At 61.0% G+C, this 16,073-nt stretch carries 12 protein-coding genes; 7 read left to right on the top strand and 5 right to left on the bottom strand.

All coding sequences use genetic code 11. From position 1 onward, the window contains the following. Positions 1-510: 510 nt before the first annotated feature. The 5 genes from ACF8EA_RS20995 (at position 511) to ACF8EA_RS21015 (ending at position 5,604) form a co-directional block, all read left to right on the top strand. A complete protein-coding gene (locus ACF8EA_RS20995) occupies positions 511-1,224 on the top strand; it encodes an ABC transporter permease (RefSeq protein WP_021781793.1) in 714 nt (237 codons plus the stop codon). A gap of 13 nt (positions 1,225-1,237) precedes the next feature. Next, positions 1,238-2,152 carry a glycine betaine ABC transporter substrate-binding protein gene (locus ACF8EA_RS21000; RefSeq protein ID WP_274148687.1) on the top strand — a complete coding sequence of 305 codons (915 nt, stop codon included), beginning with the start codon at positions 1,238-1,240 and terminating at the stop codon, positions 2,150-2,152. Beyond that, the gene (locus ACF8EA_RS21005) at positions 2,149-2,802 is read left to right on the top strand and encodes an ABC transporter permease (RefSeq protein WP_028697400.1); all 654 of its coding nucleotides are present in this window, start codon (positions 2,149-2,151) and stop codon (positions 2,800-2,802) included. The genes ACF8EA_RS21000 and ACF8EA_RS21005 overlap by 4 nt, the downstream gene beginning before the upstream one ends. Then, complete coding sequence (locus ACF8EA_RS21010) at positions 2,799-3,956, top strand: betaine/proline/choline family ABC transporter ATP-binding protein (RefSeq protein ID WP_392523123.1); 1,158 nt, start codon at positions 2,799-2,801, stop codon at positions 3,954-3,956. The genes ACF8EA_RS21005 and ACF8EA_RS21010 overlap by 4 nt, the downstream gene beginning before the upstream one ends. Positions 3,957-4,440: 484 nt before the next feature. Beyond that, on the top strand, positions 4,441-5,604 hold the full coding sequence (locus ACF8EA_RS21015) for a type III PLP-dependent enzyme (protein WP_021781787.1): 1,164 nt from the start codon (positions 4,441-4,443) through the stop codon (positions 5,602-5,604). 28 nt (positions 5,605-5,632) lie between these two features. Here the strand turns inward: ACF8EA_RS21015 and ACF8EA_RS21020 are convergent, their stop codons facing one another. Beyond that, positions 5,633-6,403: a tetratricopeptide repeat protein gene (locus ACF8EA_RS21020; protein ID WP_103443525.1), complete on the bottom strand. Its 771-nt coding sequence runs from the start codon at positions 6,401-6,403 to the stop codon at positions 5,633-5,635. Between the two features lie 3 nt (positions 6,404-6,406). Beyond that, a complete protein-coding gene (locus ACF8EA_RS21025; RefSeq protein WP_021781785.1) occupies positions 6,407-7,087 on the bottom strand; it encodes a Fe2+-dependent dioxygenase in 681 nt (226 codons plus the stop codon). A 221-nt stretch (positions 7,088-7,308) separates the two neighbouring features. Here ACF8EA_RS21025 and ACF8EA_RS21030 point away from each other — a divergent pair, with 221 nt between their 5' ends. Both ACF8EA_RS21030 and ACF8EA_RS21035 read left to right on the top strand, forming a co-directional pair. Further along, positions 7,309-9,552: a TonB-dependent siderophore receptor gene (locus ACF8EA_RS21030; RefSeq protein ID WP_103443524.1), complete on the top strand. Its 2,244-nt coding sequence runs from the start codon at positions 7,309-7,311 to the stop codon at positions 9,550-9,552. 102 nt (positions 9,553-9,654) lie between these two features. Next, the gene (locus ACF8EA_RS21035) at positions 9,655-12,210 is read left to right on the top strand and encodes a PepSY domain-containing protein (protein WP_392523125.1); all 2,556 of its coding nucleotides are present in this window, start codon (positions 9,655-9,657) and stop codon (positions 12,208-12,210) included. Between the two features lie 209 nt (positions 12,211-12,419). On the opposite strand, the gene ACF8EA_RS21040 is transcribed toward ACF8EA_RS21035, so the two are convergent. The 3 genes from ACF8EA_RS21040 to der all read right to left on the bottom strand — a co-directional run bounded on the left by ACF8EA_RS21040 (position 12,420) and on the right by der (position 15,962). Beyond that, the gene (locus tag ACF8EA_RS21040) at positions 12,420-13,211 is read right to left on the bottom strand and encodes an amidohydrolase (RefSeq protein WP_021781782.1); all 792 of its coding nucleotides are present in this window, start codon (positions 13,209-13,211) and stop codon (positions 12,420-12,422) included. Beyond that, positions 13,199-14,347, bottom strand: a complete 1,149-nt coding sequence (locus tag ACF8EA_RS21045) for a pyridoxal phosphate-dependent aminotransferase (protein ID WP_084850646.1) — start codon at positions 14,345-14,347, stop codon at positions 13,199-13,201. The genes ACF8EA_RS21040 and ACF8EA_RS21045 overlap by 13 nt, the downstream gene beginning before the upstream one ends. A gap of 151 nt (positions 14,348-14,498) precedes the next feature. Further along, positions 14,499-15,962: a ribosome biogenesis GTPase Der gene (gene der, locus ACF8EA_RS21050; protein ID WP_392523127.1), complete on the bottom strand. Its 1,464-nt coding sequence runs from the start codon at positions 15,960-15,962 to the stop codon at positions 14,499-14,501. Between the last annotated feature and the right edge of the window lie 111 nt (positions 15,963-16,073).

The raw sequence follows: 16,073 nt of genomic DNA on the forward strand, positions 1-16,073 counted from the left end.
AAGTTGGGCCTGGACCAAAATCTGCCGAATGAATGGCGCCCGTGCCGGCCTCTTCGCGGGTAAACCCGCTCCCACAGGTACGACACAGGATTCGAATGCGGTGCAGTCTGTGTAGGAGCGGGTTTACCCGCGAAGAGGCCGGCATAGACAAAAGAAATCCAACAGGCAATCGCTTTATCACGACAAATGACCAAAGCGCAGTTATTTCAACGCCTGCAGCACATTAAGTCGCTGTTTTTTCTCGCCAAAAATCCTGCCACCCAGTGATTAACGCTGGCCAAATGCTGCCTCAGATGGGAACCTTGACACCCATGGAGACGTCCACTCCCCTGCAAACCGCTTCGGTTGGGGACTGGTTTCATCAGCATTTTCGGGCCCGACGGGGTTCGGCTCATGGCCTGATCGCAGCCCTCGGCTTGCCTCACGCTGCTACTCGCGAACACACCACCCGCCGCCAGGACTGGCCGGCAACCAAGAAGTGTGCTCGCCGACTACACAAGGAGTCCACCTGTGGCAAAACGCTACGGTTCGGGGCTGTTGGGATGGGCCGCCGTGCTCGTCATCCTGGCCCTGCTGGTCCACTGGATCGGCATCGACACGATCGCGCGTTATCGCGACGATCTTGGGTTCTACCTGCAAGCGCACCTGGTATTGGTGCTGGCTTCGATGGCGGCGGCGCTGGCCGTGGGCATCCCCGCCGGCATTGCGTTAAGTCGACCGCACCGGGTCGACAAAGCCGAGCGCTTCATGCAGTTCTTCAACGTTGGCAACACCATTCCCCCCCTGGCCGTTCTGGCCATCGCCCTGAGTATCCTGGGCATCGGAGCCGGGCCTGCGATCTTCGCGCTATTCCTCGCCTCCCTCCTGCCCATTGTGCGCAACACCTACGAAGGCCTGAAAAACGTCCCTGCCTCGCTCAAGGAAGCCGCCACCGGCATTGGCATGACCCCGCGCCAGCAACTCTGGCAGGTGGAACTGCCCAACGCCGTGCCGATCATCGTCGGCGGCGTACGCGTGGCCCTGGCACTGAATGTGGGTACCGCACCGCTGGCGTTCCTGATCGGCGCCAACAGCCTGGGCAGCCTGATCTTCCCCGGCATCGCCCTGAACAACCAGCCACAACTGCTGCTGGGTGCCGCCTGCACCGCACTGCTGGCACTGGTGCTGGATGCGGCGGTGAGTTTCTCCAGCAAGCGCTGGCTGGAACGCGGCCTGGTCGAATAAGGATAGGAAACGTATGAAGAAGAGAATCGCCTTGCTACTGGGCGCGGCCTTGCTGTACGCAGGATTTGCCCAGGCAGCGGAAAAACCGCTGATCCGCATCGGCGCGCGGGTGTTCACCGAACAGACCGTGCTCGCCGAAATCACCGCGCAATACCTGCGCGCCAACGGCTTCGATGTGCGTGTCATCGGCGGGCTTGGCAGCAGCCTCGCACGCCAGGCTCAGGAAACCGGCCAGCTCGACCTGATGTGGGAATACACCGGTGTGTCGCTGGTGTCGTACAACCACATCGAAGAGCGCATGCCCAGCGCCGAGGCCACCTACGCCAAGGTCAAGGAGCTGGATGCCAAAAAAGACCTGACCTGGCTGACCCCGTCGAAATTCAGCAACACTTATGCCCTCGGCTTGCCGAAGCAGGTCGCCGAGGCCTACCCGCAGATCAACTCGATCAGCGACCTCAACCAGGTGCTGCGCGACGAGAGCAAGCGTAATCACCTGGTGGCCCTGGACACCGAATTCGCCAACCGCCCCGACGGCCTGGTAGGCCTGCGCGAAATGTATGACCTGCCGCTGGGCCGGCGCAACATCCGCCAGATGGACGCCGGGCTGGTGTACACCGCCATGCGCAACAATCAGGTGTTCGCCGGCCTGGTGTATACCACCGACGGCCGCCTGGACGCTTTCGACCTCAAGCTGCTGGAAGACGACAAACACTACTTCCCCGACTACACCGCCGCGCCGGTGGTGCGCAAAGCCACGCTCGACGCCAACCCGCAGCTGGCTGGCCTGCTCAAGCCGCTGGCCGAGCAACTGGATGACCAAACCATGCGCCAGCTCAACGCCAAGGTCGATGTCGAGCACCAGAACCCCACTGCCGTGGCCGCAGACTTCCTGCGCAAGCACCCACTGAACAGCGAGGGCCAGCCATGAACCTGATCGATACCTTCAGCCACCTGGACTGGGCCCAGGTGCTGCACCTGACCTGGCAGCACATCATGCTGGTAGGCGTTGCCGTGGGCCTGGCGATTCTGGTCGGGGTGCCGCTGGGCATCCTGATGACTCGTTTTCCGGCCCTCGCAGGCCCGCTGCAGGCCAGCGCCACAGTGCTGCTGACCATCCCCTCGATTGCCCTGTTCGGCCTGCTGTTGCCGTTCTACTCCAAGTTCGGCCAGGGCCTGGGGCCGTTGCCAGCGATCACTGCGGTGTTCCTGTACTCGCTGCTGCCGATCCTGCGCAACACCTACCTGGCCCTGACCAATGTCGAGCCCGGCATCCGTGAAGCCGCACGCGGAATAGGCATGACCTTCGGTCAGCGCCTGCGCATGGTCGAACTGCCCATCGCCGTACCGGTCATCCTCGCCGGTGTACGCACCGCCGTGGTCATGAACATCGGTGTCATGACCATTGCTGCCACCATCGGCGCCGGCGGCCTGGGTGTGCTCATCCTCACCTCCATCAGCCGCAGCGACATGTCGATGCTGCTGATCGGCGCCTTGCTGGTGAGCCTGTTGGCAATCATCGCCGACCTGCTGCTGCAAACCCTGCAACGTGCCCTGACTCCAGAAGGACTGCGCTCATGATCGAACTGAAGAACCTCAGCAAAACCTTCAACGTCAACGGCAAGGACGTCAAAGCCGTCGACTCGGTAAGCCTCACCGTCAACGAAGGGGAAATCTGCGTGTTCCTCGGCCCCTCGGGCTGTGGCAAGAGCACCACGCTGAAAATGATCAACCGCCTGATCACGCCCACCTCGGGCCAGGTGTTCATCAATGGCGAAGACACCACCGGGTTGGACGAAGTCACCCTGCGCCGGCACATCGGCTATGTGATCCAGCAAATCGGTTTGTTCCCCAACATGACCATCGAGGAGAACATTACCGTGGTCCCGCGCCTGCTCGGCTGGGACAAGCAGAAATGCCACGAACGCGCCCGCGAGCTGATGCACATGATCAAGCTCGAACCCAAGCAGTACCTGCAACGCTACCCGCGCGAGCTGTCCGGCGGCCAGCAACAACGTATCGGCGTGATTCGTGCCCTGGCAGCAGATGCACCCGTGCTGTTGATGGACGAACCGTTCGGCGCGGTCGACCCGATCAACCGCGAGATGATCCAGAACGAGTTCTTCGAAATGCAGCGGGCGCTGAACAAGACGGTGATCATGGTCAGCCACGACATCGACGAAGCGATCAAACTGGGCGACAAGATTGCCATCTTCCGTGCCGGCAAGCTGTTGCAACTGGACCATCCGGACACCTTGCTGGCCCACCCGGCGGATGATTTCGTCAGCAACTTCGTAGGCCAGGACAGCACGCTCAAGCGCCTGTTGCTGGTGCGTGCCGAGGATGCCGCAGACAACGCGCCATCGGTGAGCCCGCAAACGCCTGTGAGCGATGCGCTGGAGCTGCTTGATGAACACGACCGCCGCTACGTGGTGGTGACCGATGCGCAAAACAAGGCGCTGGGCTATGTACGCCGACGCGACATGCACCGCCAGCAAGGGACGTGTGGCGATTTCCTGCGGCCGTTCAATGCCACGGCGTCGCACGATGAGCATTTGCGCATCCTGTTGTCGCGCATGTACGAGTTCAACCGGGCATGGTTGCCGGTGCTGGATGCCGAGCAGGTGTTCTTGGGCGAGGTGACGCAGGAGTCGATTGCCGCGTACCTGAGTTCGGGGAGATCGCGGGGGGCGAAGACCTGTATTGTTTCGCCGGCTGAGGCGGTGGTTTCGTAGAAAGCTGGCGGCAAATAGCAACTCTTCTCATCAAGGCAGCAAATCCGCCAGTCGGTAACAAAAAATTTATGGGCGATTTCCTGTACGGGGGTACCAGGAAAATGTGGCCATAAATATGAACACCTCCGGCCCTTTCGCGGGCAAGCCCACTCCCACATTGAACGCGTATCCCCTGTGGGAGCGGGCTTGCCCGCGAAGGGCCCAACACGCTCCATTCCACAATTTTTTACGCTTGAAACATCGCAGGGAACATCAGCCGGTCACACGAGTCGGTTATTCAAATGGCTGGTCGTCGATCCACGTCGATCACGCCCGGATTGCCTGTTGATTCTGCATTCTTCACGCCCTAAAGTGCGCGCCGAACGTCCATGCTGGAAACGATCCATCCGGCTCAAGTACTGAGTAGGCGAACCAAAGTGGGGATACGGAGGACGTTCAGTTTGCAGCCACTTAATCTTTCAGTTTGCCCATGGAGTCCCTGAGCATGTCGATCCAGGTCGAAGACTATTTCGCGCGTGAAACCTTCCAGAAAATGAAGGCGTTCGCTGACAAGCAGGAAACCCCGTTCGTACTCATCGACACCCAGATGATCAGCCAGGCGTATGACGACCTGCGCGCCGGTTTCGAATTTGCCAAGGTCTACTACGCGGTCAAGGCCAACCCGGCCGTGGAAATCATCGACCTGCTCAAAGAGAAAGGTTCGAGCTTCGACATCGCCTCGATCTACGAACTGGACAAAGTACTGGGCCGCGGTGTCAGCGCTGACCGTATCAGCTACGGCAACACCATCAAGAAGTCCAAGGACATCCGCTACTTCTACGAGAAGGGCGTGCGCCTGTACGCCACCGACTCGGAAGCCGACCTGCGCAACATCGCCAAGGCCGCACCGGGCTCGAAAGTGTATGTGCGCATTCTGACTGAAGGCTCCACCACTGCCGACTGGCCACTGTCCCGCAAGTTCGGCTGCCAGACCGACATGGCCATGGACCTGCTGATCCTCGCCCGCGACCTGGGCCTGGTGCCTTACGGCATCTCCTTCCACGTGGGTTCGCAGCAACGCGACATCAGCGTGTGGGACGCCGCCATCGCCAAGGTCAAGGTGATCTTCGAGCGCCTGAAAGAAGAAGACGGCATCGAACTGAAGCTGATCAACATGGGTGGTGGCTTCCCGGCCAACTACATCACCCGTACCAACAGCCTGGAAACCTACGCCGAAGAAATCATCCGCTTCCTCAAGGAAGACTTCGGTGACGAACTGCCGGAAATCATCCTCGAGCCTGGCCGTTCGCTGATCGCCAACGCCGGTATCCTGGTCAGCGAAGTGGTGCTGGTCGCACGCAAGTCGCGTACCGCCGTCGAGCGCTGGATCTACACCGACGTAGGCAAGTTCTCCGGCCTGATCGAAACCATGGACGAAGCCATCAAGTTCCCGATCTGGACCGAGAAAAAAGGCGAAGCCGAAGAAGTGGTCATCGCCGGCCCGACCTGCGACAGTGCCGACATCATGTACGAGAACTACAAGTACGGGCTGCCGCTGAACCTGGCCATCGGTGACCGCCTGTACTGGCTGTCGACCGGCGCCTACACCACCAGCTACAGCGCAGTGGAATTCAACGGCTTCCCGCCGCTGAAGGCTTACTACCTGTAATGCACAACGGGGCCGAAAGGCCCCGTTTTCATGTGTGCTCTCCTGTACCGGCCTCTTCGCGCCGATCGATTTCCTCGGCATACCGCGCCGCAAAGGCCATCAACACCGGCCCTGCGCCCTGCAGGGTTACCAACGCAGCACGCAGGAAATTCATGTTCCCCGCAACCCGGGCCTGCTCCAGCCACTGCCCTGCCTCGGCCAACTGCCCACGCTCGACCAGCACCAGCGCCAGGCTGAACATCCCGCGAAAATCCCCCGCCTCGGCCGAACGCCGATACCAGCGCACCGCCCGCGCCGGGCTGGGCGCCGTGGCAATGCCCTGCTCCAGGTAACGCCCATAGAGATTCATCGATTTGGCATGCCCCAGCTGCGCAGCCTTCTCGTAGCACATCAGCGCCTGCACCTGATTGACCGGCACCCCGCGCCCGGTCGCCAGAAGGTTGCCCAGGTTATACAGGCCCCAGTCCAAACCGGAATCGGCCGCACGGGCGTAGTGAACGGCAGCCTGCGCCAAACTCACCTCACCGCCCCAACCATGCTCCAGGCAACGCCCGAGCATGTTGTGCGCCATGGCATTCCCCCCCTGTGCAGCGATACCGAACCAACGCCGGGCGACGGTGGCATCCTGCTGGATGCCAAGCCCATCCAGCAGGATCTGCCCCAGCAGCAACTGCGCCTCGACCGCACCCTGCCCCGCTGCCGCCAGAATTGCCTGGGCGGCCTTGCCGGGGGATTCCTCGAGCATGGCCTGCAAGCCGGCCACATCCACCACTTCCTCACGCCGCAGCAGGTAGGACACGGCTCAGACCTCAGCCCAGCGGCGCAGCAAGTTATGGTAGGTGCCCGTCAGCTGCAACAACGAAGGATGGTCCGGCACATCGGCAGTCAGTTGCTGGATTGCGTTGTCCATCTCGAACAGCAGCGTCCGCTGGCTGTCATCGCGCACCAGGCTCTGGGTCCAGAAGAATGCGGCATAACGTTGGCCACGGGTCACCGGGTTGACCTTGTGCAGGCTAGTGCCGGGGTACAGCACCATGTCACCGGCGGCCAGCTTGACCTGCTGCACGCCATAGGTGTCCTGGATCACCAGCTCACCGCCGTCGTAGCTTTCCGGGTCGCTGAGGAACAACGTGGAAGACAGGTCGGTACGCACCCGCTCCGGGCTGCCCTTGGGCTGGCGCAGGGCGTTGTCGATGTGGAAGCCGAAGTTGCCACCTTCGCGATAGCAATTGATCAGCGGCGGGAACACTTTGTGCGGCAACGCTGCCGACATGAAGCGCGGGGTTTTCCACAGGCGGTCGATCAACGCAGTGCCAATTTCCTTGGCCAGCGCATGGCCTTCCGGCAACTGCAGGTTGTGCTTGGCCTTGGCCGACTGATAACCCGCCGTAAGCTTGCCATCGGCCCAGTCGGCCTGCTCCAGCGCCTCGCGAATACGGGCCAGTTCATCAGCGTCGAACAGACCTGGGATGTGAAGCAGCATGGCAACAGCACCGTTGGGAAATGTAAAGGCTCAATGATATTGATTCCCTTTTGCGCTACACAAGCCCCATTCGCCAGTTAAGACGTTTCAGCTGCATGAAACCGTAAAGACAAATTGTAAAGATTGTAAATTCTTCACGAATGGTAACGAATCTCAATTGTTAGTCAAAATTGCTTACATTAAGATCCACCGCCTCGAAACCTTGGGGAAGGTCCTTACCAATGCGTCATTACGTGCCATCTGCTGTGAGCTCACAACGCCTGCTTGCGTCCGCCATTGGCGTTGCCATCTCTGCTGCATCGACTGCTCAGCTTGCATATGCAGATGATCAGGCTGCTGATTCTGTCATTTCACTCGACGCAACCAGCGTCAACGCGGCACAGGATGTCACCAGCTACAAGACGGACACCGCCAGCTCGAAGAAGTACACCGCCCCGCTGCGTGAAACACCGAAGAGTGTCACGGTGATCCCTCAGCAAGTCATTCGTGACACGGGGGCGACGTCCTTGGTAGACGCCTTGCGTACAACCCCAGGCATCACTTTTGGCGCAGGCGAAGGCGGCAACCCAGCGGGTGACCGCCCTATCATCCGCGGCTTCAACGCCGAAAGTGACGTATTTGTCGATGGCATGCGCGATGTCGCATCCCAAAGCCGGGAGATCTTCAACGTCGAGTCCATTGAGGTCGCAAAAGGCCCTGGCTCCGCTTTTACCGGTGCTGGCTCGACGGGCGGGAGCCTCAATCTGGTCACCAAGAGCGCAAAACTTGGCGATAGCTACAACGGTGGGTTCACTTGGGGTTCAGACCAGACCAAACGCACCACCCTGGATTTGAACAAACAGCTGACCGACACCTCTGCCTTTCGCTTGAACCTGATGAAGCACGAAGCCAACGTCGCCGGTCGTGACGATGTGGATGTGAGCCGTTGGGGGGTGGCACCGTCGTTCGCTTTTGGCTTGGGCACCGATACACGGGTCACAGTGGGTTACTACCACCTGAAAACCGACGATATGCCTGACTACGGCATCCCGCTGAATCGCAGCGCCACGCGCAGCAAATACAATGTAGATGGCCCGGCTCATGTAGACCGCGACAACTTCTACGGTTTGAACGGACGCGACTACCGCAAGACCAGCAACGACAGCGGCACGATCCGTATCGAACATGACCTGAACGAAAACCTGACACTGTCCAACAGCTTCCGCATGTCGCGCTCGACCCTCGACTACATCGTGACCAACCCGGATGACAGTAAAGGTAACGTCGCCAACGGTACGGTCTATCGCGCCACCAAGAACCGCAATTCGACGTCCAAAGGTTGGGTGAACCAGACCGACCTGAGTGCCAAGTTCAATACCGGCTTCATCGAGCATAGCCTGGTGACAGGCCTGGAGTTCACCTACAGCGACACGCATAACCGCGGGTATGTCGTCACCTCGGCCGCTGGCACAGGCACTGTTTGCACCCCCGCCTTGCTGGCTTCGGGCGACTGCACCAGCCTCTATGACCCATCCCCGGATGACGGCTGGTCTGGCACGATTACCGACAGCCAAGCGTTCACCGATACGGATACGAAGACCAGCGCTGCCTACGTATTTGACACACTGACTTTCAACGAACAGTGGTCGCTGAACCTTGGCCTGCGTTACGACGATTACCAGACCAAATCAAGCGGATACAGCACAGGTGGGCGTGGCTCGGTTGCGGGGGACTTCTCTCGCGAAAACAACGCGCATCTGTGGAACTACCAAGTTGGCGTAGTCTACAAGCCGTTGCCCAACGGCAGTATTTACGCTGCATGGTCGACCTCCAGTAACCCGTCGGGCGAAACCAGCGGTAATGGAGGCCTGGAGCTGGCGGCCAACAACAGCAACCTCGATCCAGAACGTAACCGCAACTACGAAATCGGCACGAAGTGGGACTTCTTCGACGATAACCTATCGTTGACCGCAGCCTTGTTCCGTACCGACAAAACCAACGCACGCGTCACCGATCCAGACAATGCCACTTATCAGGTGCTCGATGGCGAGCAACGGGTCCAGGGTGTGGAGCTGACCTACTCGGGTAACCTGACCAGCAAGTGGAAGGTCTATGGCGGCTACACCTATATGGAAAGCGAGATCGTGAAAACCTCTACTGCAGCGAACGAAGGCAACCACATGCCTAGCACGCCGCGTAACAACTTCACGTTCTGGTCGACCTACGACATCATTCCGCAACTGACCGTTGGTGCTGGAGCGACTTTTGTCGATTCGCGCTTCGGTGACGAAGCCAACTCGGTCGAGGTACCTTCCTACTGGCGCTATGACGCCATGGCTACCTATCGCCTGACGAAGAATGTCGACTTGCAGCTGAATGTGCAGAACCTGACCGACAAGCGTTACTTCGATCAAGTATTCGCTACGCATTACGCTCACGTAGCGCCTGGCCGTACTGCACTCATGAGTGCCAACTTCCACTTCTAATCAAGTCACCCCGAGCCCCGTTCATTCCCGTGAGCGGGGCTTTTGCGTATCAAGGCATAATGCACGCCGCGCAGGTCGCGGCAGCAACTCAAGGTGAGTAACGTGGTGAAGAAGACGCTGTTCCAATTGCACTGGTTCTTTGGCATCACCGCTGGCCTGGTGCTGGCCTTGATGGGCATTACCGGGGCACTGTACTCGTTCCAGGAAGAACTGCTGCGCGCATTCAATGCCGATGTACTCAAGGTAGAAGTACGCGCCGAAGGCGTGCTGCCGCCGGCCGAGCTGGTTAAACGGGTCGAAGCCCAGCAGCACGACAAGGTGTCGATGCTGTGGGTCGACGTGCGTGAAGGCAACGCTGCACGTATCTTCTTCATGCCGGCACCGGGCGAACGCCGTGGCGAACTGCGCTATGCCGACCCGTACACCGGCGAGCTCAAGGGTGAAGTGGCCGGGCAAGGCTTCTTCAACCTCATGCTCAAGCTGCACCGCTTCCTCGCCATGGGCGACACTGGCCGGCAAATCACCGGGGCCTGCACCTTGATGCTGGTGTTCTTCTGCCTGTCCGGCCTGTACCTGCGCTGGCCGCGCAAAGCGCTGGACTGGCGCACCTGGCTGACCTTCGACTGGGCCAAGAAAGGCCGCGCCTTCAACTGGGACCTGCACGCCGTGGCAGGTACCTGGTGCCTGCTGTTCTACCTTCTGTTCGCCCTGACCGGCCTGTTCTGGTCCTATGAGTGGTACCGCGAAGGCCTGAACAAGCTGCTGGCTGACGCGCCGGCTGCGGGCCAGCAGCAAAAACGTGGTGAAGGCCGTGGCCGGCACGGGCCGCAGAAAGTCGACAGGAATGCGCCACCGCTGGTGGTGGACTACGACGCCATCTGGGCCAACCTCAAGGACGCCGCGGGCCCAGGCCTTTCCACCTACAACCTGCGCCTGCCGCCCGCTGGCGGTCAGCCGGCCAACCTGTTCTACCTGCTCGACAACGCTGCCCACCCACGTGCCTTCAATACCCTGGTCCTGGATCCGGCCACCGGCCAGGTTAAAAAGCACGACCGCTACACCGACAAATCCTTCAAGGCGCAACTGCTGCAGAGTGTTTACGCCTTGCACGTGGGCGAGTACTTCGGCTTGCCGGGGCGCATCATCGTCACCATCGCCAGCCTGACCATGCCGTTGTTCTTCGTCACTGGCTGGCTGCTGTACCTCGACCGTCGCCGCAAGAAACGTCAGGTGCGCGCAGCCCGTGGCAACGTCGCCAACAGCAACGGCAATGGCGACGGTTGGCTGATCGGTTTTGCCAGCCAGAGTGGCTTTGCCGAGCAGTTGGCCTGGCAGAGTGCGAAGCAGCTGCAGGCAGCTGGCCAGACAGTTAAGGTGCGCGCCCTTGCTGAGCTGGGTGAAAACGACCTGCGCCAGGCCCATCGCGCGCTCTTCGTGGTGAGTACCTTCGGCGACGGTGAAGCGCCCGACAGCGCCCGCGCCTTCGAGCGCAAGGTGCTCGGCCAGCCTTGGGCACTGAACAACCTCAACTATGCCCTGCTCGCCCTCGGTGATCGTCAGTACCCGCACTTCTGCGGCTTCGCTCGTCGCCTCCAGGCGTGGCTGGGGGAGCGCGGCGCCAGCAGTGCATTCAGCCCGGTGGAAGTGGACAACGCCGACCAGGCCGCCCTGCAGCAATGGCAGCAGGAACTGGCGCAACTGACCGGCGCCCAGCCGGTCGCCGCCTGGCAGCCGCCAACCTTTGCCAACTGGTCGCTGGTGCGCCGCAAACTGCTCAACCCCGGCAGCCAAGGCCAACCGGTGTACCTGCTTGGCCTGCAGGCTGCAGAACCTGCGAGCTGGGAAGCCGGCGACCTGGTAGAAATACTGCCGCTAAATGGGCAGCCACGTATCGACGCGTTCCTCAAGGGCATGGCATTGGACGCCAGCAGCCAGGTGCAGGTGAATGGCCTGAGCGAAACCCTTGCCCAGGCACTCGCTGGTCGCCAGTTGCCGACGCGCCGCGACCACCTGATCGGCTTGCAGCCGCAGGCACTGGTGGATGCACTGGTACCGATCGGCAGCCGCGAATACTCCATCGCCTCGATCGCTAGCGATGGTGTGCTGGAGCTGATCGTGCGCCAGGAACGCCACCCCGACGGCAACCTTGGCTTGGGCTCTGGCTGGCTGACCGAATACCTGCCAATGAATGGCACCCTGAGCCTGCGCCTGCGGCGTAACAGTGGTTTCCATCTGCCTGAGGCCGCTGCGCCGATGATCCTGATCGGTAACGGCACTGGCCTGGCAGGCCTTCGCAGCCTGTTGCGCGCGCGGGTCAATGCCGGTGAGCAGCGCAACTGGCTGTTGTTCGGCGAGCGTAATCGGGCGCATGACTTGCTGTGCGGCGATGAGCTGCAAGCTTGGCTGGACAACGGCGACCTGGCACGGCTGGATCTGGCGTTCTCGCGCGATCAGGCCGAAAAGGTGTATGTGCAGGACGTGATGCTGCAGCAGGCCGAGGACTTCAAGCGCTGGGTAGCCGATGGGGCTTGCGTGTATGTCTGCGGCAGCCTGAAAGGCATGGCGGCGGGGGTGGATGCTGCGCTCAATCGCATGCTGGGTGAAGAAGCTGTACAGCAGTTGATCGAGGATGGGCGGTATCGGCGGGATGTGTATTGACCGGAAATCGATTCAACCAGCGCCGGCCTCTTCGCGGGTAAACCCGCTCCTACAGCGGGCTGTGTCCAACCCCAGATGTGTGTCCACCACCGATCTGTGTAGGAGCGGGTTTACCCGCGAATACGGTGGCGGCGGTAACGCTGAAGGGCCAGGGAGATTGGCCACCAGGCCCTTTCGCGGGCAAGCCCGCGAAGAAGCCGGCGCTGCTGTCAGTGCAACTCGAAGGTATCGGCATCCAGGTTGGCCGGGAACTTGGCCCGGTACGCCGCCAGTTCCGACGCGCTCAGTACGGCAGTGAACACCCCGTCCGCCTCGCCGGCACTGAGCAGGCTCTCACCCTGGAAATCCAGCACCTGGCTGTCACCAGAATAAGCAAAGCCTTTACCGTCCGTGCCCACCCGGTTCACCGCCGCCACATAGCACAGGTTCTCGATGCCCCGCGCCGGTAGCAGGCGGTTCCAGTGCTGGCGACGCGCGGCCGGCCAGTTGGCCGTATAAAGCAGCAGGTCGGTGTCCTGGGCGTCGCGGCTCCACACCGGGAAGCGCAGGTCGTAACAGATCAGCGGGCGAATCCGCCAGCCCTTGACCTCGAACTGCACCTGCCGCTCGCCTGGGGTGTAATGTTTGTGCTCACCGGCCATGCGGAACAGGTGGCGCTTGTCGTAGTGCAGAATCTCGCCGTCCGGCCGCGCCCACAACAGGCGGTTGCGGTGGCTGCCATCGGCCGCCTGGATGATCACACTGCCGGTAATCACCGCATTGTGCTTCTTCGCCTGGGCTTTCAACCATTTGTAGGTCGGACCGTTCTCCTGCTCGCACAGGCTTTCCGACTGCATCGAAAAACCGGTGGTGAACATTTCCGGCAGGATCACCAGGTCCACCTCGCCCACCTGCTCCAGCAGCACCTCGAAGTGCGCGTAGTTGGCCTCGCGGTCGTGCCAGGCCAGGGTGGTTTGCACCAGGGCGACTTTCAGGTTCGGCAGTGTACTCAGATCGCGCATAGTCTTTCCGCTGCCTGACGCAGCGTCTCCTCTCGTTTGGCAAAGCACAGGCGCACCAGGCGTTGCTCGGGGATGGGTTGCTGGTAGAACACCGATACCGGGATGGTCGCCACGCCGTGCTCACGCGTCAGCCACAGCGACATGTCGACATCGTTCAGGTCCGGGCGGATTTGCGAATAGTCCACCAGCTGGAAATAAGTGCCCGTCGTGCGGGTAAAGTTGAAACGCGAGCCTTCCAGCAAGCCGCAGAACACGTCGCGCTTGGCCTGGTAAAAGGCTGGCAATTCATCAATATGCTCGGGGTGCTCGGCCATGAAATCGGCCAAGGCCCACTGCAGCGGCGTCACCCCACAGAAGTTGACGTACTGGTGCACTTTGCGCAGCTCGGCGCTCAGGGCAGGCGGTGCGATCACGTACCCGGTCTTCCAGCCGGTAACGTGGTACGTCTTGCCGAAAGAACTGACCACGAAGGCACGCGAGTACAACTGCTCATGGGCCAGCACGCTGGCGTGGCGTACACCGTCGTAGACCAGGTGCTCGTACACTTCATCGCTGACCAGGTAGATATCGCGGTCGGCAATTAGTGCGGCCAACTGGTCGAGGTCTTCGCGAGTGATCAGCGCGCCGCTGGGGTTGTGTGGCGAGTTGAGGATGACCATGCGCGTGCGCGGGGTCAAGGCATCGCTGAATTTCTGCCAGTCGATACGGAAGGTGCCGTCGCTCAACTGCACATGAACACAGCGGCCACCGGCCAGCTCCACTGACGGCTCGTAACTGTCGTAGCAGGGATCGAAGACGATCACTTCGTCACCGGCATGTACCACCGCCTGGATGGCACAGAAAATAGCCTCGGTGGCGCCGGGGGTGATAGTCACTTCCTGATCGGCATCCACCCTGGCCCCATACAGCCGCTCGACCTTGGCCGCTACCTGCTGGCGCAAGGCCGGCAGGCCGGTCATCGGCGAATACTGGTTATGCCCGGCAGCCACGTGCCGGCCCACGGCATCAAGCAGGGCCTGCGGGCCATTGAAGTCAGGAAAGCCCTGGGACAGGTTGAGCGCGCCAGTCTGCACGGCGAGCTGGGACATGGTGGTGAAGATGGTCGTGCCGACATTCGGCAGTTTGCTGCGGATCATGGAGCCCTCTTTCCTGGGGTATATCCGGCACGGGGTGGAGTCCGAGCATAGCGGATCGAGCGGTCAGGAAAAAGGTTGAAACAATAGGGGGATTGCTCTGGATCAAGGGGCGTCTGTGGGGGCGGCTGTGCCTGCCCCCACATGGGGCGACTTAGCGCTTGTCGCGACGCTTCTTCTCGGCCTTCTTGTGGTGCGACATCAGGCGGCGTTTCTTGTTGACCTGGCGATCGGTAAGGGTGTTCTTCTTGCCCTCGTACGGGTTCTCACCGCCCTTGTACTCGATACGGATCGGCGTACCGACCAGCTTGAGCACCCGGCGATAGGTGTTTTCCAGGTAACGCGAGTACGACTTGGGAATGCTGTCGGTCTGGTTGCCGTGGATCACGATTAGCGGCGGGTTGGCACCGCCGAGGTGGGCATAGCGCAGCTTGATGCGGCGACCATTGACCATCGGCGGCTGGTGCTCGCTCACGGCATCTTCGAGGATCTGCGTCAGGCGGCTGGTCGGCCAGCGGGTGACCGCGGACTGGAACGCAGCCTGTACCGACTTGTACAAGTTGCCCACGCCCGTGCCATGCAGCGCGGAAATGAAGTGGATGTCGGCAAAGTCGACGAAGAACAGCCGGCGCTCCAGCTCGGTCTTCACGTAGGCGCGCTCACCCGGCTCCATGCCATCCCACTTGTTCAGGGCAATGACGATGGCGCGACCGGCCTCAAGGGCGAAGCCCAGCAGGTTCAGGTCATGGTCGACCACACCCTCGCGGGCATCCATGACAAAGATGACGACGTTGGCGTCCTTGATCGCCTGCAGCGTCTTCACCACCGAGAACTTCTCGACTTCCTCGTGGATCTTGCCACGCTTGCGCACCCCGGCGGTGTCGATGAAGGTGTACTTCTCGCCATCGCGCTCGAACGGGATGTAGATACTGTCACGGGTGGTGCCCGGCTCGTCGTAGACCACCACACGCTCTTCGCCGAGCATGCGGTTGACCAGCGTCGACTTGCCAACGTTCGGGCGGCCGATGATGGCGATCTTGATGCCATCCTTCTCGCTTGGGCCAGGAATGCGCACGGCTTCCTCACCTTCAGCGACCTCCTGGTCGAGGGCTTCCTCTTCGGCATCGCGCGGCAAGTGGCCGAGCACGGCTTCCATCAGGGCACTGATACCACGGCCCTGGGAGCCCGCCACCGGAATGGCGTTACCCATGCCCATTGGCGAAAATTCGGCGCGGGCAACGTCGGGGTCGATGTTGTCGATCTTGTTGGCAACCAAGATCGCGGCCTTGTTCCGCTTGCGCAGGTGCTCGGCGATCATCTGGTCTGCGGCGGTCATGCCCGCACGGGCATCAACCAGGAACAGCACATAGTCGGCTTCTTCGATGGCCATGAGCGACTGCTCGGCCATTTTCTCGTCCATGCCCACTTCGTCACCGGTGATACCACCAGTGTCGATCAGGATGAAGGAGCGACCCTGCCAGCTGGCATCACCATACTGGCGATCACGGGTCAGGCCCGAGAGGTCACCGACGATGGCATCGCGGGTCTTGGTCAGGCGGTTGAACATGGTGGATTTGCCGACGTTCGGGCGGCCCACCAGGGCAATTACGGGAACCATCGGCTCTCCACTCTAGAATTCTTGAAAATGCAAAGGCCGCTGCAAGGCAGCGGCCGGGGTACGGGCGGCGTGTCCTACGCCGCGACTTGAAGCCGGTCAAGGCTTCAAGCA

This window comes from Pseudomonas sp. YQ_5, assembly GCF_043103305.1.
GTDB lineage: Bacteria > Pseudomonadota > Gammaproteobacteria > Pseudomonadales > Pseudomonadaceae > Aquipseudomonas > Aquipseudomonas putida_Y.

Coding starts and splice junctions, on each gene's coding strand:
- ACF8EA_RS21030 (WP_103443524.1), top strand. CDS start 7,309: ATGCGTCATTACGTGCCATCTGCTGTGAGCTCACAACGCCTGCTTGCG.
- ACF8EA_RS21040 (WP_021781782.1), bottom strand. CDS start 13,211: ATGCGCGATCTGAGTACACTGCCGAACCTGAAAGTCGCCCTGGTGCAA.
- ACF8EA_RS21000 (WP_274148687.1), top strand. CDS start 1,238: ATGAAGAAGAGAATCGCCTTGCTACTGGGCGCGGCCTTGCTGTACGCA.
- ACF8EA_RS21010 (WP_392523123.1), top strand. CDS start 2,799: ATGATCGAACTGAAGAACCTCAGCAAAACCTTCAACGTCAACGGCAAG.
- ACF8EA_RS21015 (WP_021781787.1), top strand. CDS start 4,441: ATGTCGATCCAGGTCGAAGACTATTTCGCGCGTGAAACCTTCCAGAAA.
- ACF8EA_RS21025 (WP_021781785.1), bottom strand. CDS start 7,087: ATGCTGCTTCACATCCCAGGTCTGTTCGACGCTGATGAACTGGCCCGT.
- der (WP_392523127.1), bottom strand. CDS start 15,962: ATGGTTCCCGTAATTGCCCTGGTGGGCCGCCCGAACGTCGGCAAATCC.
- ACF8EA_RS21045 (WP_084850646.1), bottom strand. CDS start 14,347: ATGATCCGCAGCAAACTGCCGAATGTCGGCACGACCATCTTCACCACC.
- ACF8EA_RS21005 (WP_028697400.1), top strand. CDS start 2,149: ATGAACCTGATCGATACCTTCAGCCACCTGGACTGGGCCCAGGTGCTG.